Source organism: Bacillus sp. MC1252 (assembly GCF_056838025.1).
The window spans coordinates 3,264,508-3,282,910 of record NZ_CM166369.1; the positions used below are offsets into that span (position 1 = coordinate 3,264,508).

The following is an 18,403-nucleotide window of genomic DNA, read 5'->3' on the forward strand; positions in this document are numbered from 1 at the left end:
ACATACATCATGAACGAACGCATTTGGACGAGAGACTTTATCATGATTGTCCTGGTGAATTTATTTACATTCACCTCTTTTTATGCCCTTTTGACATTGTTGCCCATTTACACAATGGATGAACTAAATGGAACAGAAACACAGGGCGGACTCCTTGTGACGGTCTTCTTATTATCCGCCATTGTGACGAGACCGTTTTCCGGAGCCATTATTGAGAAATTCGGCAAAAAACGCATGGCAATTTTCTCTTCAACGGCTTTTGCCTTACTCACTTATTTATACATTCCGATTGATCAATTCCAACCGCTGCTCATGCTGCGTTTTGTACAAGGAATCTTTTTTAGCATTTTGACGACAGTAGCGAGTGCCATTGCTGCCGATATGATCCCGAAAAACAAACGCGGGGAAGGCTTAGGATACTTTGTGATGTCAATGAACCTCGCAGTGGTCATTGGTCCGTTTATCGCACTGAATCAAGTAGGAAAAGTAGGATTCCATTCCTTATTCCTTCTCTTTTCCATCATCGTGACCATCGGAGCAGCTTTTACTATCATGATTAGACAGCCAGAGCCCGAAAACGGAGGAAGCGTCGTCTTTCGATTCACTTTTTCTCACCTGTTTGAAAAAGGTGCATTAAAAACAGCGGCAGTCGGAATCATTATTTCCTTCTGTTATTCGCCAATCATTTCATTTATTTCAGTTTATGCCAATTCACTTCATCTGATGGATGCAAGCAGTTATTTTTTCATTGTTTTTGCGGCTGCGATGCTTGGATCACGTCCGTTTACAGGCAGACTTTTTGACCGAGTAGGACCTCACATTGTGATCTATCCATCCATTGCCCTTTTTGCAATAGGTTTATGGATGCTGACGGCTACACATTCAGCGACAATGCTTCTTTTATCAGGCGCTGTGATTGGCCTTGGCTATGGATCTTTGGTGCCTTGTTTGCAAACACTAGCGATTCAGCACTCTCCAGCTCACCGTACGGGCTATGCAACGGCCACTTTCTTTACACTATATGATACTGGCATTGCTGCTGGTTCATTTGTATTTGGTCTTCTTGTCAGCTTCACAGACTTCTCAAATGTGTATCTCATTGCAGGCATCGTTGTCTTGCTAAGCATGGGCGTTTTTTACTGGAGCGAACGAAAACCCCAAGAAGCAAAAGCACAAAAGGTCTCACTATCAGAATAGGATTCTGTTTTAAACTTCACCGGAAACATGCTAAAATATAGGATATTTCAAATAAAGCATACAGGCTTGTTTGAAAAATAGTTGGCGTTAAGCGAAGGTATAGGTGATGTTTTGAATTACGAATTGTTTAAAGTCATACACGGGATGGCTCATCATTCTGAGTTTTTAGATCAGGCCATGATTTTCATTACGAAAAAGGCCATTCTTGTGTATGCCCTTGTCTTATTGATATGCTGGTTTTTAGGTAATCACAAATTTAAGAAACATGTCTTCTTCTCCGGTGTAACAGGCATCGTGGCACTCATCGTCAATTTTGCTATTACACTGTTTTATTATGAAGAGCGGCCGTTTGTGGCGCATAAAGTCGACACACTCATCCCGCACTCAGCAGATGCTTCCTTCCCAAGTGACCATACAACAGGCGCACTGGCTCTTTCATTAGCCATTAGATCCCGTAATAAAAAGCTCGGCAACATTTTGCTCGTCTTTGGATTACTTACAGGGTTCTCCCGCATCTGGGTCGGGCACCATTATCCACTTGATGTCTTAGGCAGCTTGGTCGTATCGATTGTGGTTGTCTTTATCATGAATAAATTATGGAAGTTCTTTGACTCTCCAATTGATCGCATCGTGACGTTCTATGAGACAATGATGGGGAAAATATTCAGAAGGAAGCAAAAGGATCAGGGCTCTGACCTGTCCAATTCTTAAGCGGCTTGCGATAAAGTGATGAAGATTCTTCTTCCACTTTATCCGGCCGCTTTTTTTATGGGCTGTCTCCCTCTGACCATATTTGAAAAATAAAGACTTACGCCAATGCCAATAAGAGAAATGATGATTAACGTCCACCCTAACTGCTCAAAATGTGAACCAGCGATTTCCTCACCAAACAGCATGCCAAGCACGGCAGATGACAGAATGGAACCAAGGTACCGGCATGTTTGAAAAAGCCCGGAGGATGTACCAATCATTTGCTGAGGACTCGCTTTTAGCATTGCAGCTTGAAGCGCCACATTTCCAATGCCGTAACTAAGTCCAAGTAACGCAAGAACCACTCCTTTCCCCCATAAGGGCGCAGGAATAAAAAAGAATGTCATCGCAGAAGCTCCACCCAGCATCAATACTGTGCTTGCTAAAATCGGATGTCGTTCATCCCCGCGATCCACCCACTTTCCTGTCAGCGGCGACACAATGATGCTCACCCCAGACATACACAGCATAAAAAGACCCGTCATCTCCACACGCCAGCCTAATTCATCTTGGAAATAACTCGGCAAACCAAAAAAGAGACAATAGAAAAAAATATTTAAGATGATAAATTGCACATACACAAATGACAGCCGCTTCTCCTTGCGAAACATCCGAATTTGAATAAACGGTTCATCCACCTGATATTCCCACCAGATAAAAGCACCTGCACTCAGGAGACAAAGAATGCCCTGTACATACTGAATACCATCTGCAAGTGATAATAAAAATGAAAGCAGGAGTACAATACAAGCTGTAAAAAGAAGCATCCCTGGCAAATCGAGCTTTCGTACAGTCTCTCCTATGCGGAGCTTTCTCTTCTTCTGCTCCTTCGGAAACAAAGATAGCCCAAGAAAGAAACTAATCAGAATAAAAGGCAGATTCACTAAAAAGATAGCCGGCCAGCCGCCGATTGTCATCAAAAACCCGCCAAGCGTCGGTCCGAGTGCTGTCATCGCTGAAGCAAAAATGGACAATACCGCTAATGCCGATCCCTGTCTTTCCTTAATATGATCCCGAATGAGTCCAACACCCGAAGGATAAATGGCACTACTTCCAATCGCCTGCAACAGCCGGATCACAATCAGCACCGCAAAAGTCGGGGCAAAAGGGGCACAAATGGCCGAAATGGCCACGAGAGCCAACCCAAATAAAAATAATGTTCTCCGGCTCATCACATGATCCCCAATCCGGCCGCTCACCGGCTGCGTCACCGCACTGGCTAAATAAAAAGTTGAAATGAGCCAGGATACGGTCGTAAACGACAAACCAAACTCATGCTGAATTTGATGCAAGGCCAAAGAAATCATCGAGGAATTCAGTGGATTTAACATCGTTCCAAAGGCAATAGCGGTCAAAAAGACCTTTCGGTTGTCTCTCCACTTGTTCATACACCGACCCCCCTCTTTGTTATATGCCATGTTCTTTGCCTATCCTTCCGTTATTATGAGATTCATTTCCCTTTTTTACCCTTATCAATTCAAGTTCTCTCTTGGAACAGCAAGACATACATTTTAAAAAGGGAGCACCTTAGAAAAGCACATACAAAATTGAGAATATGAGGAAGAGATGGTAATATTCATTTCGTGTTTGAAAGCCTACTTTCTCCTTATAGGAGAACGGCTGAAAAGGAGGAGAAGCATATTATTAAAAAAAGACGGTTTTGGGTCCCAGCCCTTTTTTCGGTTGCAGTATTACTTCTGTCTTCGTGTGGTTCAGATGAAACAAATGGGAACGGAGATAAACGTAATTCTACAGCGAAAGGGTCGCCGATTTTGGAAGATGGAAAATTTGTTTTTGCAGCATCAGGGGAATTTCACCCATTCAGTTACATGGATGGAAACGAGATGTCCGGCTTTGATATCGATGTAGGCAACGCGATTAGCGACAAGCTCGGTCTCGAGCCTGTACAGAAAAAATATAAATTCGCAGGTATTGTCGAAGGCGTGAAAGCAGGGAAATTTGATGCGGCAGTTGCGAGTCATACCATCAATGAGGAACGAAAAAAACACGTCCTTTTTTCTAAACCCTACTACTATTCCGGTCCGCAAATCTTCACAAGACCTGGAGCAGACATTCAAAGTGCTGATGACTTAAAAGACAAAGAAATCGCTGTATCAAAAGGCTCGTCCTACGCTGATATTGCGAAAGAACATAGCGGGCAGGAACCAAAATATTACGATAGTGATGTGGTCGCTTTAGAAGCACTAGCCAACGGAAAACACGATGCGGTCGTGACTGATTTTGCCACAGGTGCAGAAGCCATGAAGAAAAAATTAAAAATCGAAGCGCAGGAAAGACTCGGACAAAGTGAGCAAGCAATCGCTGTGTCAAAAGAGAATAAACAGCTCATAGAAGAGATCAACGATGCGATTGATGCACTAAAAAAAGACGGAACATTAAGACAAATTAGCGAAAAGTATTTTGACGAAGATATTACCGTTAAACAGGATTAAAACCACGATTGTGCGCCCTTTTCCAGGCGCACTTTCTTCAAATGGAGATGATTATTTTGCCTACCCTATCACACTTTTTTCAGACGCTGATTGATTCTAGAGGCATTTTCTTAGAGGGGATGCTGCTCACCTTACAACTAACTGTGATCAGCATCTTCATCGGTATGTTCATTGGGCTCTTCTTTGCTTTACTGAAAATATCCCGCGTCGCGATTTTCGGATATATCGCCAATGCCTATATCTTTCTTGTACGCGGAACACCACTGATTGTGCAAATCTTTATCCTATATTTTGGACTCACGGAATTAAATATACCTGACTTCTGGGCTGCTTCCATTGCACTTGCCTTTCATAATGGTGCCTATATAGCAGAGATATTCAGAGGCGCCATCCAATCAATCGACCAAGGTCAAAAAGAGGCAGGACGTTCTCTTGGAATGGGCCGCTTTTTAACCATGAGACGTATCATTCTCCCGCAAGCGATGCGGCGCGCCCTTCCCCCTCTCGGTAATCAGTTCATTATCGGGTTAAAAGACTCATCACTTGCCGCCTTTATCAGCGTCAATGAACTATTTAACGTAGCCACCACTCAAGGCTCCAACAGCTTTGACAATATGACGTATTTACTTGTTGTGGCTGTCTATTACTTAGTTCTTGTCCTGCTGTTAACATTCGCTGTCCAAACCTTTGAGAAGAAACTTTCAGTCAGTGACCATTAGGAGGAGAAGCATGACAGAATCAAAGGAAATCATTCGTGTTGAAAAACTCAATAAATACTTCGGGAATCTTCATGTCTTAAAGGATATCGATCTCACCGTGTATGAAAATGATGTCGTCGTCTTAATTGGGGCGAGCGGCTCTGGAAAAAGCACCTTGCTCCGCTGTATGAACTTTTTAGAAATAAAAAATGACGGTCAGATCATCATCGATGGCAGCCCTGTTCAACCAAAGCGTGATCAACTAAACGAAATGAGACAAAAAATAGGCATGGTGTTTCAGCATTTTAATCTCTTTCCGCACAAAACTGTGCTTGAAAACATCATCGAAGCGCCTTTGATGGTGAAGAAAACAAAGAAAGCACATGCCATCGCTGAAGCCAAAGTCTTGTTAGAAAAAGTCGGACTTGCGGATAAAGCCAAGGTGTATCCTTCTAAACTATCAGGCGGCCAAAAGCAGCGTGTTGCCATTGCACGGTCTCTCGCCATGAAACCTGATGTCATGTTATTTGACGAGCCTACGTCTGCCCTTGACCCAGAGCTTGTAGGCGAGGTGCTGCAAACCATGAAAAGCCTCGCAAAAGAAGGCATGACAATGGTCATAGTTACACATGAAATGGGCTTTGCAAAAGAAGTCGCCGATCGTGTCGTCTATATGCACGAAGGACGTATCGTCGAAGAAGGGATCCCATCGGAATTGTTCGATTCCCCTCAAGAGGAGCGAACCAAACTGTTTCTCAGCTCCATTTTATAGGTCAAACGACCTTTATTTTTCGTGATCAACGCACGTTTTTTCTCATTTTTTACGAACGTTTCATCCATTTATATTGAACATAACCAAAAACCATGTTAGATAAACTTACATGTATATGTTATATGTGACTTTTCTCTCTATAATGAAGAATTAAGAAATCAATTAATTCTGAATGATTCGGGGGAATGCAGCATGCAAATGGGTGATACAGTATTTATGTTCTTCTGCACACTACTCGTGTGGTTAATGACACCGGGTTTAGCTTTATTCTACGGGGGACTTGTGAGAAGTAAAAACGTGTTAAGTACAACAATGCACAGCTTAACATCACTGGCCATCGTCTCGATCGTCTGGATCGTGTTTGGCTATTCCTTGGCTTTTGCGCCAGGCAATGCATGGATCGGGGGCTTTGAATGGGTTGGGTTAAAAGGCGTGGGCTTTGAGCCTGGTTCATATAGCGATACCATCCCACATTCATTGTTCATGATGTTCCAAATGACCTTTGCCGTCTTAACAACAGCCATCATCTCAGGTGCCTTTGCCGAACGTATTCGTTACTCGGCAGTGATCGTGTTTACACTCCTTTGGGTCACATTTGTATACGCGCCAGTCGCACACTGGGTATGGGGCGGTGGTTGGATTGGAGAAATGGGCGCGCTTGACTTCGCTGGAGGAAACGTGGTTCACATCTCATCCGGTGTTGCCGGTCTAATCATTGCAATTGTTCTTGGGAAGCGAAAAGAAGCAGCAAGTTCTTCCCCGCATAACTTGATCTACACACTTCTTGGCGGAGCTGTCATCTGGTTTGGCTGGTTTGGTTTTAACGTTGGGAGCGCCCTGACGTTAGACAGCGTCGCCATGTTTGCCTTTATTAACACCAATACAGCAGCTGCCGCAGGAATCATCGGCTGGCTGTTAGTCGAGTGGATGATCAACAAAAAACCAACAATGCTTGGCGCCATCTCTGGAGCCATTGCAGGTCTTGTCGCCATTACACCTGCCGCAGGCTTTGTTACTCCATTTGCTTCTATTATTATAGGAATCATTGGCGGGATCGTCTGTTTCTGGGGAGTCTTCTCCCTCAAAGCCAAATTCGGCTATGATGATGCCCTTGATGCATTCGGCCTTCATGGAATTGGTGGTACTTGGGGAGGCATTGCAACAGGACTTTTCGCAACAACCTCTGTCAATGATGGCGGAGCCAATGGCTTATTTTACGGAGATCCAAGCTTACTTTGGAAGCAAGTTGTCGCCATTGTTGCCACTTACGCCTTTGTTGCTGTTGTAACATACGTGATCATCAAAGTCGTCAATATCTTCTTCAAGATTCGAGCAACCGAAGAAGAAGAATCAGTGGGTCTTGATTTAACCATGCACGGCGAAAAAGCATATCAAGATTAAAGAAAAAGGGGTGTCTCGATGAGCAAAATGTATAAAGTGGAGATTGTCACACGTCCAGCTAATTTTGAAACATTAAAGGTGGAGCTTGGAAAGATTGGTGTCACCTCTATTACCTTTTCAAATGTGCACGGCTGCGGCTTACAAAAGGGACATACAGAGCTATACCGCGGCGTCAAAAAGGAAAGCAACGTGTACGAACGATTAAAGATCGAAATCGTCCTGAGCAAGGTACCTGTCGAACAGGTCGTTGAAACAGCACAAAAAGTACTTCGCACAGGCGAACCAGGGGATGGGAAAATATTTATATATGAAATAGAAAATACAATTAACATCCGAACAGGTGAAGAAGGACCTGCCGCCTTATAGCCTTATAGTACATCCTCCGCCGCGTGGCGGAGGATCTTTTTAAGACAGAAAAAAACTCTGTGTAGTCATCTACACAGAGGATCTTGCAAGACATTAAGATTGTTTTGTTTCTTCTAACTGACTGCTGTCTTTAGAGGAATCTGAAGACTTTTCTTGATCAGAGGATTTCCCCTTCTCATCAGACTTTTCTTCAGATTTTTCTCCAGCAGGCTCTTTGGCCTTATCTTCAGCAGCAGGTTCCTTCGTTTTTTCATCAGCCTTTGGCTGAGCAGGTTCTTTTGCTTCTTCCGTCACTTCTTGTGCTGCTTTTTCAATAGTAGAAACGGGCTTATCAATGAAGCTAAGTGGATTGAGAGCTAAACCTTCCATACGAATTTCAAAATGGACATGGTTACCGCTTTCAGCACCATAAAGATTTTTACCTGAAGCACCGATAACATCATTCTGCTTCACTTCATCGCCTTCTTTTACACTCACTTGCGACAACGATTGATAAACAGTTGACAATCCATCTTCATGTTCAATTTCAACGACATGACCGAGAACTGGATCTTTTTTCGCTTGAACCACTGTTCCACTAAGAGCAGCTGTGACATCAAACACTTTGCCATCTTTATCTGCAAGATCAATACCTTTGCTTAAGGTATAGGTGTTATTATAGTTTACAAGTGCTGCTTCTTTTTCTTTTTGATCAGCATCTGCTTCATAGAACTTTTTCACGACAGAAACATTATCAGAATTCTGGACCGGCATTGCAACATTTTCAATTGGCTTTCCAACTTCAACGGCATCATCACGCTGTTCTTGTCCTGCTTGATTTCCATCAGATAGTTGATCTTTCACATCTTTTGATACAGCTTGATACCAAAGAACTGCTGTTAACACGACCGCTGCGCTGACCAAGTAAATAGCAGGGAATACCCAGCGCTTACGGAAAAATTGCTGAACTTTTGTGATTTTGGAAGTACGTTTCTTTTCTTCCTCTCTCATTTTTCATCACCTCAGCAACATTCTGAACACTTTTCAAAAAATATATACACACGAAATCATTTTTCTTTTTATTTTGCGCAATCGCATCGATAATATGTATGATGAATGAAAAAAAGATGGGGGACTTTATTGTGAAAACTTTCAACCGCATTGCAACAGAAGATGACCTCAAAGCGATCGTCGATATCTACAATTCAACCATTGCTTCAAGAGAAGCGACCGCCGATACAGAACCTGTTACAGTTGAAGACCGCAGGCAATGGTTTTTGAATCATTCAGAGAAAAGACCTCTCTATGTAAAAACAGATGAAGAAGGAAATATCTATGGCTGGCTCAGCTTTGAAACATTTTACGGCAGACCTGCATACAACGGAACCGTTGAATTGAGTATTTATTTGAACCAAGACTATCGAGGAAAAGGCTTAGGATCGCTTTTCTTACAAGAGGCCATTGAATTGGCGCCCTCATTAGGCATCCGAACATTGCTTGCCTTTATTTTCGGGCACAACGAAGCCAGCATTCGACTATTTAAAAAACACGGCTTTGAGACTTGGGGACACCTGCCACGCATCGCAGAAATGGACGGCAGCAGGTACGATTTAGATATACTAGGAAAAGAATTATAAAACCAGTATCTCTAACCATTCAGATTGTTGACAAAGGGCTAAAATGATGTGTATTTTAGCCCTTTGTCTTCTCTTCAGCGTGATAGAAAACCTTTGAAATCTAGGACGCAGCGGAGCGAATTTGACATTCGTAAGCTCCGGCACGCAGGACTGCGGGCGAATGCGAGGGTTTGTCTACACGTTGCAGCGTCTCTAAATCAAAAAGACGCTTTTTTATGAAACGTGCAACAGCTGTTCAAACTGTTTCGCATTTTGAAGAGATTTTCTTTGCAGGATGATTCCGTGTTCATCAATGAGAATCGCTTGCGGGACAACAGTTACCCCATACAGCTCCATGATTTGTGAAGAGCGCATATAAACGGCTTGATCCGGCAGCAATTGAAGAAGCGACGCATCATCCGCTTGTTCATCTCCATTAATAAAAATGAACTGAGCATCATCACTAGAGATCTGCTGCTGCATATCAGCCAAAATGCTTTTGCACGTCATACAAGTAGAATTCACAAATAACAGCATCACGGCTCTCCCGCTTTGCAAATATTCCTTTAAAATCACCTTTTCCCCTAAATGCGTATAGTTTCGAAATAGCGGGGCCGGATCACCCACTTCTGCTTCCTTCAACTCAATCCCATCAAGGGTTTTTATTTTATTCATAAATTTCCCGATAAAACGGGCAAGCAGAAACACCACAGCCAGCTGAGCAATGACAATCAATAACACAATGATTAATAAAATATCTGTCATTTCATTTTATCTCCTTCTATAATTGATCCAAATTGATTGATCCACTTTCGCTTGAATAACATGATTTCTTGACTGACCGCTATGATGAAACAGACAGCCACTGCAATTAGAAAACAAATGATTTTGAAGTGCCATGGAATCGTCACTACATAGGAATGCACATAAAATAACCCCAGTACAAGAGCCAGCATCAGCACATTTCGAATCACAATCCCCCAATGAAGGCGTTCATTTTCAAGAAGACCTCCACAGCCGCACGAAATATCACGATGCCCTCTCAATAAATTGAACGTGACCGCTCCAGTATAGATACATAAAAGTGCTGTAAGACCAATCGCAGGTACGAGAGACATGTTCCAAATGAACAAATGAACAGTACAAACCAGTTCAACAGACAAAAATAAATAAAACATTGGTGCTGCGAAAGATGGAGGCATCAGCCGATAAGCATTCATCTGCTGCACATGCTCCGTCTGTTTTCTCACTTTATCCAGCCATGCACCTGCAAAAATGATTCCTAGTAGATAGACACCTATGAAATAAAAGACACTCACCTTACACCATCTCCTTTTGTTGAAATAGTTGAGATTGTGCCTCGTAAAGCCTTTTGTACTCTCCGTTTAGCGTCATAAGCTCATCATGGTTCCCCTCTTCGACGAAAGCACCATCTTTCATAACGATAATACGGTCTGCTAAGCGGGCCGCTCCCATACGATGTGTAATAAACAAAACACCTTGATCCTGCGTATGATCGAATAACTTTCGAATGAGTGAAATCTCCGACAGTGGGTCGAGAGCAGAAGTTGGTTCATCTAAAATGATAAAATCACTCTCTCTAAAAAAGGTTCTCGCCATCGCAAGCTTTTGCCATTGTCCACCAGACAGTTCATGGCCTTCTTCAAAAAAGCGGCCAAGCTGCGCATCATACGTTTCTTCCATTTGATTGATTCTTTTTTCTATACCTGCTTGCCGCGCAGCTAAAATCATTCGCTCTTCCTCATCTATATCGTCGATACGGCCAAACCCAATGTTTTCTTTCACAGTGAATTCGTACTTCATAAAATCTTGAAAAAGAACAGACATTCTAGCATGATATGACCTTTTATGAATGGTGGAAATAGACTCACCATTGACTTTCTGCATATTCGGCTGATCTGGATCGTATAAGCCGGTCAAACATTTGATCAAGGTGGTTTTACCTGATCCGTTATCCCCGACTAATGCTATACGTTCACCTTTATTGATATGAAAATGTATATGCTCAATAGCAGGCGTTTTCATATTCGGATAAGTAAAAGAGAGATTTTCTAGTGTGATGGACTGAATATGCTCGATCCTCCGAAGCGATGCTGCACTTTCTGACTGTTCATGAATTTCCTCTTCTCTCTTTTGAAAAGTTCTCATTTCATCAACATAAAGACTCGTTTCATATAAACTAGAGAATTCCCTCGTTAAATCTTGAAAACCACTTTGAATGTTTTGTACAGCTTGCAGCACAGCGACAAACGTCCCCGCCGCGATTTTTTTTTGGAAAATAAGAAAGACAATAAAAAGACCGCAGCACACATAGGCAAAGGTCATGAGCAATCCGCCCGCCATCTCCCAGCGGACTTGTCGTTTAAGCAATTTATATTTCTCATCTGCACTTTTTACATAATGACCTTTCCATTTTTGAAGAAGATAATTCCCTATTCCATATAAACGTATTTCCTTCAGAGAATCTCTTTGTGCTACAAGATCGGACACATACATTTCTCTTCGATCATTGGCAGTTAACATGCGGTTTAATTGATAACGCGCACCTCCAAAAAAAAGTTCAATCCACAAGACAGGCAGGGTAAACACGATCAGAATGACCGCCAAGCCCCAGTGGATACCGACCATGTAAATGAGAAGTGATACAACAGTAATCAACGCGCTCATGATTGTGAAAATACTCCTGACCATACTCAGAACGTGCTGATGACTGTTCATCACACGTTGACTTTCATTATAAAAAGACGGGTGTTCAAACGTAATAAACGGAAGCCTTATCGCCTTCTGAAGCAATTCACCCTTCAAATGCAAACCAATCAGATTTGTCGCTTTCTGCTGACTAAGCTGAAGAATGAACTGAAGCCCATATCCTAAAACCACAATGACCATTTGCAACCCAAATAACCACAAAACCTTTTGGATGTCTCCTGAAGAAGTCATAAATAAAATAATTTCATTAATCAATGTTTGAATAATCCAGACGCTAGCCAAGGGCATAAAACCAACGATCACTTGGACCAACAAGGTTAAAAGAAGATAAGAACGACTTCTTTTCCAAGTATAGGAGATTGCATATAAACAATGGTTTACTGTACTCATCAAATGCTCCACCTTACACCATTTAGTATAATTGACATATTTTTGATATTTGTATTATGATAGCTTTGCGTAACTTCACTCTGAGAGGACGATATACGATGAATTCAATCTTACTTTTACAGCTCACTCTTATTCTTTGCAGTCTTTTATTAACTGTCGGAGTCATCACTTATTTAAAACATCAGATGAAGCTGATCATCTTACCTATTCAACATGTTGGACAAAAACTTGTGCATCCGCTTCTCGAACAACCATCACCCATTCATATGAATGATCTGCTGCAAACAAGTCAAATGCAGCAATTACTTATTTTCACTGACACAGCATGTCCGCACTGCATCCCGTCACTTGAACAATTCCTAGAAACGAAAGAACAGCGTAAATTAAACGTCTCATTTAGTATCTTGTTAAAGAATGGGCAAGAAAAGGATCAAGAATTATATCGTGATAACCAAACCAACATGCGAATTATCCCGGTAGATGAGCAATTGATAGAGGCATTCCAGATTCAAGAGTTTCCATATTACATCATGGTAGAAGACGATGAAACAATCTCATATGCGGCACCTTTTCCGGATGGTCTTTATTCAAGGTTGCCTGCAAAATAAAGATAAATGAGGCATGTGAAGAGTATCAAACACACGCCTCATTATTTATTATTGTGGATTTGGCTGAACATCCTTATCTTTTTCCCCTGTAGCGATTTCACTAGCTTCACCTGAAGCTGATGCTTGTTCCTCAGCTTGTTCAAACTCACTGCGAGCTTCATTTGAAATGTCTACTTGATCACCGTGCTGATTCACAGTAACGGACGAAGAAGACCCCTCTTTTTGAACCTCTTCCTCTAGTTCCTTTAATTTAGAAACATGAAGCTCTAAATCTTTTCCTTGCTGAACTAAAGTCAGTTGTTGAAATAATGCCTTTCTCTCTTCTGGAGAATGGTCGCCTTGAACAATTTGCGCAGCTTGGGTTAAAAAAGAATTTGATGTCTGGCCCGCTTGACGACTGTTCGACGTCTGCATAGCATCTGTTAAGAATGAAATTGAAGATATGCTCATGCGTTCACATCCTATTAAATAAGATACCTAGATTTAGCAGCCGCATCTAACGCGTTCTTGGCTAGTACAAATCTCACCTGTGTCACGATCCACGTAGTAACGGAAAGTTCCAACACCTTGAAGGAAACAAGTTGGTGCTGATTTGCAAGAAGTTACTAATTTTTGCAAAATGCATCTAGCAGCTGCAGGTTGAACATTGGTCATTTTGTTTAAAAACCGATCTAACATATAAATTCCACCTTCCAATTTTTATGGTAATACAACACAATAATAACCAATCTAAAGACAACTAACAACATATTTTGATATTTTTACTAATTATTTTTAACTACTATCCTTATTTATGACATAATTTGTCGTTAAAAATCATAGTAAATGTTACTTTTTTCTTATTTGAAAATAATTTATTTATCCATAAATAGTAAAGTGAAGATAAAACATATTTAATTGTTCAACATTCACTCTTCCTAAAGTACTACTTGCTCAAGTATGATAAAGAGTGAATACATAAAGGAGTGAACACGATTGCAACAAACTGAAAAAATCATTCAATCTCTTCATTCAATAGCAAAGTGGGGAAAAGTTGGTAGTATCTTTCTCTATATTTCAGGTGGACTTTCGATCCTTATTGGGTTTTGGCTTGTTCTTCCTGCTGCCCTTGGCGTTTTCCTCATTATGATGGGGATACATGTACAAAAATCTGTGAAAGCAGCTGAACAATTGATTCAAGCTCCTGATACTTCTTACGAAGACTTGTTAGAACAATATGCTAAGATGATGAAAATGCAGACACTGTTCGCCATTTCAAGTATTGCCGCAGTCATTCTCTCATTCATCGCCATCATTTTGATGCTTGTACTAGGAGGACTAGCCTTTCTCCAAGAGATCCCTAGTGATGTCCAGCAGTACGAAGGTGATTACGAACAAGAACTCGGTGACTTTTATTAAAGGATGGGGGTATCAATTAAAATTCGATACCCCTTTGTTTTGTGATTTGGCATTGATCATTTGATACTAAGCTTGACAATCAGCCTTTATCATTTTAAAATACAAATCGTAACTATTACGAATTAAAGGAGGATCATATCACTTATGCGTGTGAAAATCACCTTAGCCTGTACTGAAACAGGTGACAGAAACTATATCACTACAAAAAATAAACGAACAAATCCAGACCGATTGGAATTAAAAAAATATTCTCCTCGATTAAAGAAATATACCCTTCATAGAGAAACAAAATAATTTTTTAAGTTTTAAATCGTAATGATTACTTTTAAGTGAGGCGGAAAACAAAATGAGCATTTTCAAAAGGACAGAAACAAATGAATAAACGAATACCTGTTACAGTATTAAGCGGCTTTTTAGGAGCGGGAAAAACAACGATATTAAATCATGTTCTTCAAAATCGTAAAGGATTAAAAGTAGCTGTTATTGTAAATGACATGAGTGAAATTAATATTGATGCGGAATTAGTCAAGCAAGGCGGCGAGCTCTCTCGATCAGATGAGAAACTTGTTGAACTATCTAATGGTTGTATTTGCTGCACATTGAGAGAGGATTTATTAATCGAAGTAGAACGCCTTTGTAAGGCTGGTAATATCGATTATATCGTCATTGAGTCAACAGGTATTAGTGAACCAATCCCTGTCGCTCAAACTTTTTCTTACATCGATGAAGAAATGGGCATAGACTTGACACGCTTTTGCCGGCTAGACACGATGGTAACAGTGGTAGATGCAAACCGTTTCTGGACTGATTTCCAATCTGGAGAAAGTCTATTAGATCGTAAAGAAGCCGTTTCCGATGATGATGAACGTGAAATTTCCGATTTACTCATTGATCAAATTGAATTTTGTGACGTGCTGATTATCAATAAATGTGATCTTGTATCACCATCAGAACTAGATCGACTTGAGCACGTGCTAACCACACTTCAACCAGAAGCAACTATCATAAGAACCACAAAAGGTAAAGTACAGCCAAGCGACATTTTGAATACTGGTTTATTCGACTTTGAAAAATCCAGTGCTTCTGCTGGCTGGATAAAAGAAATCAACGCTGGACATTCTCAGCATACGCCGGAAACAGAAGAATACCAAATCTCATCATTTGTTTATGAAAGAAGACTCCCTTTTCATACCGGCAGGCTGAATAATTGGTTAGATCAGATGCCTGAGCAGATTGTTCGCGCTAAAGGATTTACATGGCTTGCCACACATAATGATTTAACCATTTTAATTTCACAAGCCGGAAAATCCGTGGCAATTGAACCTATTGCATACTGGATTGATGCCTTGTCCGAGCAAGAAAAAGCACGGATTTTAAATCAGGAACCAGAGCTTCTTGATGAGTGGGACGCAGAGTTTGGCGATCGACATACTAAACTGGTTTTTATCGGTGTGGACTTACCTAAAGCAGATATCATTCGCACACTTGATCAATGCTTACTCACTCCTGAGGAATTTGATCAAGATTGGACAACGTTTGAAGACCCCTTTCAATGGAAAATACACAATTAAACCAGGAGGGTTTTAAATGGCAAAGAAATCAAAGATTGCTAAAGAAAAAAAGCGGCAGCAGCTTGTTTTGAAATATGCGGAATTAAGGAAAGAGTTAAAAGAAAAAGGTGACTATGAAGCTTTGCAGAAATTACCTAGAGATTCCTCTCCCACTCGCTTAAAAAACCGCTGTGAATTAACGGGCCGTCCTAGAGGTTACTTACGGAAGTTCAAAATGTCTAGGATTGCTTTTCGTGAGCTTGCTTATAAAGGCCATATCCCAGGAGTGAAAAAATCGAGCTGGTAAAGATTGATTCGATGTTATCACAGCTCCTGTAAAAGTAAAGCAGCGCAGTATGATTGAAAATCTATTTTCCACACTTATCTTACGGTTTTTGAGGCAAAAAATAGCATTTTAAAAAACAGCAGAACCCTCTGCTGTTTTTTTATGATGATTGCGTTTATATGATGAATCAGCCTGTTTTCAAAAAAAGATTTTCAACAGTGATTATGCCATTTCCTCTTCTTTTCAAAAATACATGATCATGATACTTTGTTGTCACTACCCACCGATGTATGACATCTCAACTTTTTTCTGATCTTTCTTTTGCTCTCTCTCGGCTGAATATTGATCATGTCTATTTGACCATAGCTCCTTCAATATTTTCGTTATATCTTCATCATTTTCTGTCGTACGAATGATCCGTTTCAGATCAAAACCCGAAGATGCAAAGAGACATGTGAACAATTCACCGCGTGCAGATAGCCTTGCTCTATTACATGATCCACAAAAAGCATCTGAGACAGAAGAAATAATGCCAATCTCTCCTGAACCATCTTCGTAAAAAAAGCGATTGGCTACTTCACCCGCATATCGAGGGGGTTCTGGTTTGATAGGATATTTTGAATCAATCAGATCAATTATCTCTTTTTTCGTCATCACATGCTCTAGATTCCATTTATTTGTATTGCCGACATCCATAAATTCGATAAATCTCAGAATGTGTCCTTCTTTTTTAAAATAGTCTGCCATTGGTAAGATATCCTGATCATTCACACCTTTTTGGACAACCATATTGATCTTAATAGCAAGTCCAGCCTTTTTTGCAGCCTTAATTCCATCAAACACTTTTTGGATGGAAATATGCCTTCCATTCATTTGCTTAAAACGTTCGGGATTTAATGAATCCAAACTAATAGTAACTCTCTGAAGACCTGCTTTCTTTAACTTATCAGCATATAAAGGTAAAAGCGTTCCATTGGTTGTCATAGCGATGTCTTCGATTCCTGGGATTTTTGCGAGCTTTTCTATTAAGATGGACAAATCTTTACGTATTAAAGGTTCACCGCCCGTGATGCGTAATTTCACCACACCTAAGTCCTTTGCAAAAAGGGTAGCAAGTCGTTCAATTTCTTCGAAACTAAGCAGCTCTTCTTTATTCAAAAAAGGAAAATCTGGTCCAAAGATTTCAGCAGGCATACAGTACGTACATCTAAAGTTACAGCGATCGGTTACCGAGATTCTTAAATCGCGCAATGATCGATGTCTTTTATCCAAAATACTGACCATACTTTGCCTCCTATTCTGTAATACGCTGGTGATGAGTATAGATATTAAAAGATCCTCCTCTGACGAATCCAACTGTCGTGATATTTAATTCTTCTGCCATTTTAAGCGCTAGCTCTGTAGGTGCTGATTTTGATATCACAATAGATACTCCTAGTTTCGCTGCCTTCAACAGAACTTCCGACGATATCCGGCCGCTAAACACAAGGATTTTATCTCTAAGTGGGATTCGGTGAAGTAAACAATATCCATAGATTTTATCCAAAGCATTATGTCTTCCTATATCAGTTCTAGTGATGAATAGCTTCTCTGTGTCACACAGTCCAGCATTATGCACACCACCAGTATGTCGAAATAATTGGCTTTCGTCTTGTAAACACTTCATTAAGTGCATACAGGTTTCAGCAGAAATGTTAATTTGATCAATGGCTGTTTTTGCAGTCTTCACATCTTGGAGAAAATAAAAGTGTCTCCCTTTCCCACAGCAAGAACCAATCACTCGTTTTGTAAAGTCTGATGAATGAAAACGACTTGAGTGGATTAAATCAACATATGCAAAGCCCATACTTTCATCTATTGTAAACCTTTTAATCTCATTTTCAAATCGAATGACTCCTTCTGAAGCTAAAAAGCCGATAACCAATTCTTTCAAATGCTCTGGTGAACAAACGAGTGTCACAAACTCTTCTCCATTCACCATCACAGTTAAAGGAAATTCTTCTACAACTTCATCTGTTTTGCAGGTAAATTTTCCTTCACGATATTGGTGTATGACTCGTTTCGTTTTAACAGAAGGATTCATTGTATGATCTTCCTTTCAACACAAATTTAGTTATATGAACCAATCAAATTGTGATATTATTTTAAAAAGTCATAAAAATGTAACATATTTCTATCTTATCAAACTTTTTGATTGCTTTATATGGGG

The 18,403-nt window shown here is 40.6% G+C and carries 20 protein-coding genes and 1 pseudogene; 13 read left to right on the forward strand and 8 right to left on the reverse strand.

Annotation, left to right across the window (positions count from 1 at the left end):
• Positions 1 to 9: 9 nt before the first annotated feature.
• A complete protein-coding gene (locus tag ACYH0L_RS16830) occupies positions 10 to 1,197 on the forward strand; it encodes an MFS transporter (RefSeq protein WP_230030633.1) in 1,188 nt (395 codons plus the stop codon).
• Between the two features lie 111 nt (positions 1,198 to 1,308).
• The gene (locus tag ACYH0L_RS16835; RefSeq protein ID WP_099726475.1) at positions 1,309 to 1,908 is read left to right on the forward strand and encodes an undecaprenyl-diphosphatase; all 600 of its coding nucleotides are present in this window, start codon (positions 1,309 to 1,311) and stop codon (positions 1,906 to 1,908) included.
• Positions 1,909 to 1,946: 38 nt separating this feature from the next.
• Here ACYH0L_RS16835 and ACYH0L_RS16840 read toward each other — a convergent pair whose 3' ends face one another.
• A complete protein-coding gene (locus ACYH0L_RS16840) occupies positions 1,947 to 3,335 on the reverse strand; it encodes an MFS transporter (RefSeq protein ID WP_230030632.1) in 1,389 nt (462 codons plus the stop codon).
• Positions 3,336 to 3,513: 178 nt separating this feature from the next.
• Between ACYH0L_RS16840 and ACYH0L_RS16845 the strand changes: the two are divergent.
• From ACYH0L_RS16845 to ACYH0L_RS16865, 5 genes and pseudogenes are all read left to right on the forward strand, one after another.
• Positions 3,514 to 4,400 (forward strand): annotated as a pseudogene (locus ACYH0L_RS16845) (transporter substrate-binding domain-containing protein).
• Between the two features lie 41 nt (positions 4,401 to 4,441).
• Positions 4,442 to 5,119 carry an amino acid ABC transporter permease gene (locus ACYH0L_RS16850; protein ID WP_099726477.1) on the forward strand — a complete coding sequence of 226 codons (678 nt, stop codon included), beginning with the start codon at positions 4,442 to 4,444 and terminating at the stop codon, positions 5,117 to 5,119.
• Between the two features lie 10 nt (positions 5,120 to 5,129).
• Positions 5,130 to 5,870, forward strand: coding sequence for an amino acid ABC transporter ATP-binding protein (locus ACYH0L_RS16855; protein ID WP_283775099.1), 741 nt, complete (start codon positions 5,130 to 5,132; stop codon positions 5,868 to 5,870).
• Positions 5,871 to 6,062: 192 nt separating this feature from the next.
• Positions 6,063 to 7,271 (forward strand): ammonium transporter, encoded by a 1,209-nt coding sequence (locus ACYH0L_RS16860; RefSeq protein ID WP_099726479.1) that lies wholly within the window; start codon positions 6,063 to 6,065, stop codon positions 7,269 to 7,271.
• Between the two features lie 18 nt (positions 7,272 to 7,289).
• Positions 7,290 to 7,637 (forward strand): P-II family nitrogen regulator, encoded by a 348-nt coding sequence (locus ACYH0L_RS16865; RefSeq protein WP_007497589.1) that lies wholly within the window; start codon positions 7,290 to 7,292, stop codon positions 7,635 to 7,637.
• Between the two features lie 93 nt (positions 7,638 to 7,730).
• On the opposite strand, the gene spoIIQ is transcribed toward ACYH0L_RS16865, so the two are convergent.
• Positions 7,731 to 8,627 (reverse strand): stage II sporulation protein SpoIIQ, encoded by an 897-nt coding sequence (spoIIQ, locus tag ACYH0L_RS16870; protein ID WP_099726480.1) that lies wholly within the window; start codon positions 8,625 to 8,627, stop codon positions 7,731 to 7,733.
• A gap of 116 nt (positions 8,628 to 8,743) precedes the next feature.
• Between spoIIQ and ACYH0L_RS16875 the strand changes: the two genes are divergently transcribed.
• Complete coding sequence (locus ACYH0L_RS16875; protein ID WP_180275478.1) at positions 8,744 to 9,253, forward strand: GNAT family N-acetyltransferase; 510 nt, start codon at positions 8,744 to 8,746, stop codon at positions 9,251 to 9,253.
• 213 nt (positions 9,254 to 9,466) lie between these two features.
• Here ACYH0L_RS16875 and ACYH0L_RS16880 read toward each other — a convergent pair whose 3' ends face one another.
• From ACYH0L_RS16880 to ACYH0L_RS16890, 3 genes are read right to left on the reverse strand one after another with little or no spacing between them, the layout of a single operon-like run.
• Complete coding sequence (locus ACYH0L_RS16880; RefSeq protein WP_256499068.1) at positions 9,467 to 9,997, reverse strand: TlpA family protein disulfide reductase; 531 nt, start codon at positions 9,995 to 9,997, stop codon at positions 9,467 to 9,469.
• On the reverse strand, positions 9,994 to 10,551 hold the full coding sequence (locus ACYH0L_RS16885) for a MauE/DoxX family redox-associated membrane protein (protein ID WP_256499069.1): 558 nt from the start codon (positions 10,549 to 10,551) through the stop codon (positions 9,994 to 9,996). The genes ACYH0L_RS16880 and ACYH0L_RS16885 overlap by 4 nt, the downstream gene beginning before the upstream one ends.
• Position 10,552: 1 nt before the next feature.
• Positions 10,553 to 12,352 carry an ABC transporter ATP-binding protein gene (locus tag ACYH0L_RS16890; RefSeq protein WP_256499070.1) on the reverse strand — a complete coding sequence of 600 codons (1,800 nt, stop codon included), beginning with the start codon at positions 12,350 to 12,352 and terminating at the stop codon, positions 10,553 to 10,555.
• 98 nt (positions 12,353 to 12,450) lie between these two features.
• On the opposite strand from ACYH0L_RS16890, the gene ACYH0L_RS16895 reads away from it, so the two are divergent.
• Positions 12,451 to 12,960, forward strand: a complete 510-nt coding sequence (locus tag ACYH0L_RS16895) for a thiol:disulfide interchange protein (RefSeq protein ID WP_482354174.1) — start codon at positions 12,451 to 12,453, stop codon at positions 12,958 to 12,960.
• Positions 12,961 to 13,008: 48 nt separating this feature from the next.
• Here ACYH0L_RS16895 and ACYH0L_RS16900 read toward each other — a convergent pair whose 3' ends face one another.
• The gene (locus ACYH0L_RS16900; RefSeq protein ID WP_099726485.1) at positions 13,009 to 13,410 is read right to left on the reverse strand and encodes a hypothetical protein; all 402 of its coding nucleotides are present in this window, start codon (positions 13,408 to 13,410) and stop codon (positions 13,009 to 13,011) included.
• A gap of 525 nt (positions 13,411 to 13,935) precedes the next feature.
• Here ACYH0L_RS16900 and ACYH0L_RS16905 point away from each other — a divergent pair.
• The 4 genes from ACYH0L_RS16905 (at position 13,936) to rpsN (ending at position 16,215) form a co-directional block, all read left to right on the forward strand.
• Positions 13,936 to 14,358, forward strand: coding sequence for a DUF5362 family protein (locus ACYH0L_RS16905; RefSeq protein ID WP_099726486.1), 423 nt, complete (start codon positions 13,936 to 13,938; stop codon positions 14,356 to 14,358).
• Between the two features lie 144 nt (positions 14,359 to 14,502).
• Complete coding sequence (gene rpmG / locus ACYH0L_RS16910) at positions 14,503 to 14,652, forward strand: 50S ribosomal protein L33 (protein WP_003214771.1); 150 nt, start codon at positions 14,503 to 14,505, stop codon at positions 14,650 to 14,652.
• A gap of 80 nt (positions 14,653 to 14,732) precedes the next feature.
• On the forward strand, positions 14,733 to 15,929 hold the full coding sequence (locus tag ACYH0L_RS16915) for a GTP-binding protein (protein WP_230030626.1): 1,197 nt from the start codon (positions 14,733 to 14,735) through the stop codon (positions 15,927 to 15,929).
• Positions 15,930 to 15,945: 16 nt separating this feature from the next.
• On the forward strand, positions 15,946 to 16,215 hold the full coding sequence (gene rpsN, locus ACYH0L_RS16920; protein WP_099726488.1) for a 30S ribosomal protein S14: 270 nt from the start codon (positions 15,946 to 15,948) through the stop codon (positions 16,213 to 16,215).
• A gap of 255 nt (positions 16,216 to 16,470) precedes the next feature.
• On the opposite strand, the gene moaA is transcribed toward rpsN, so the two are convergent.
• Together moaA and fdhD are read right to left on the reverse strand one after the other, a co-directional pair.
• Complete coding sequence (gene moaA / locus ACYH0L_RS16925; RefSeq protein ID WP_249704862.1) at positions 16,471 to 17,478, reverse strand: GTP 3',8-cyclase MoaA; 1,008 nt, start codon at positions 17,476 to 17,478, stop codon at positions 16,471 to 16,473.
• 10 nt (positions 17,479 to 17,488) lie between these two features.
• Positions 17,489 to 18,277, reverse strand: a complete 789-nt coding sequence (gene fdhD, locus ACYH0L_RS16930) for a formate dehydrogenase accessory sulfurtransferase FdhD (protein ID WP_230030624.1) — start codon at positions 18,275 to 18,277, stop codon at positions 17,489 to 17,491.
• Between the last annotated feature and the right edge of the window lie 126 nt (positions 18,278 to 18,403).

What these genes read in the sequence shown, in the direction of transcription:
- ACYH0L_RS16830 (WP_230030633.1), top strand. Translation starts at nt 10, where the DNA reads ATGAACGAACGCATTTGGACGAGAGACTTTATCATGATTGTCCTGGTG.
- ACYH0L_RS16840 (WP_230030632.1), bottom strand. Translation starts at nt 3,335, where the DNA reads ATGAACAAGTGGAGAGACAACCGAAAGGTCTTTTTGACCGCTATTGCC.
- ACYH0L_RS16850 (WP_099726477.1), top strand. Translation starts at nt 4,442, where the DNA reads ATGGAGATGATTATTTTGCCTACCCTATCACACTTTTTTCAGACGCTG.
- ACYH0L_RS16855 (WP_283775099.1), top strand. Translation starts at nt 5,130, where the DNA reads ATGACAGAATCAAAGGAAATCATTCGTGTTGAAAAACTCAATAAATAC.
- ACYH0L_RS16860 (WP_099726479.1), top strand. Translation starts at nt 6,063, where the DNA reads ATGCAAATGGGTGATACAGTATTTATGTTCTTCTGCACACTACTCGTG.
- ACYH0L_RS16865 (WP_007497589.1), top strand. Translation starts at nt 7,290, where the DNA reads ATGAGCAAAATGTATAAAGTGGAGATTGTCACACGTCCAGCTAATTTT.
- spoIIQ (WP_099726480.1), bottom strand. Translation starts at nt 8,627, where the DNA reads ATGAGAGAGGAAGAAAAGAAACGTACTTCCAAAATCACAAAAGTTCAG.
- ACYH0L_RS16875 (WP_180275478.1), top strand. Translation starts at nt 8,744, where the DNA reads ATGGGGGACTTTATTGTGAAAACTTTCAACCGCATTGCAACAGAAGAT.
- ACYH0L_RS16880 (WP_256499068.1), bottom strand. Translation starts at nt 9,997, where the DNA reads ATGACAGATATTTTATTAATCATTGTGTTATTGATTGTCATTGCTCAG.
- ACYH0L_RS16890 (WP_256499070.1), bottom strand. Translation starts at nt 12,352, where the DNA reads ATGAGTACAGTAAACCATTGTTTATATGCAATCTCCTATACTTGGAAA.
- ACYH0L_RS16895 (WP_482354174.1), top strand. Translation starts at nt 12,451, where the DNA reads ATGAATTCAATCTTACTTTTACAGCTCACTCTTATTCTTTGCAGTCTT.
- ACYH0L_RS16900 (WP_099726485.1), bottom strand. Translation starts at nt 13,410, where the DNA reads ATGAGCATATCTTCAATTTCATTCTTAACAGATGCTATGCAGACGTCG.
- rpmG (WP_003214771.1), top strand. Translation starts at nt 14,503, where the DNA reads ATGCGTGTGAAAATCACCTTAGCCTGTACTGAAACAGGTGACAGAAAC.
- ACYH0L_RS16915 (WP_230030626.1), top strand. Translation starts at nt 14,733, where the DNA reads ATGAATAAACGAATACCTGTTACAGTATTAAGCGGCTTTTTAGGAGCG.
- rpsN (WP_099726488.1), top strand. Translation starts at nt 15,946, where the DNA reads ATGGCAAAGAAATCAAAGATTGCTAAAGAAAAAAAGCGGCAGCAGCTT.
- moaA (WP_249704862.1), bottom strand. Translation starts at nt 17,478, where the DNA reads ATGGTCAGTATTTTGGATAAAAGACATCGATCATTGCGCGATTTAAGA.
- fdhD (WP_230030624.1), bottom strand. Translation starts at nt 18,277, where the DNA reads ATGAATCCTTCTGTTAAAACGAAACGAGTCATACACCAATATCGTGAA.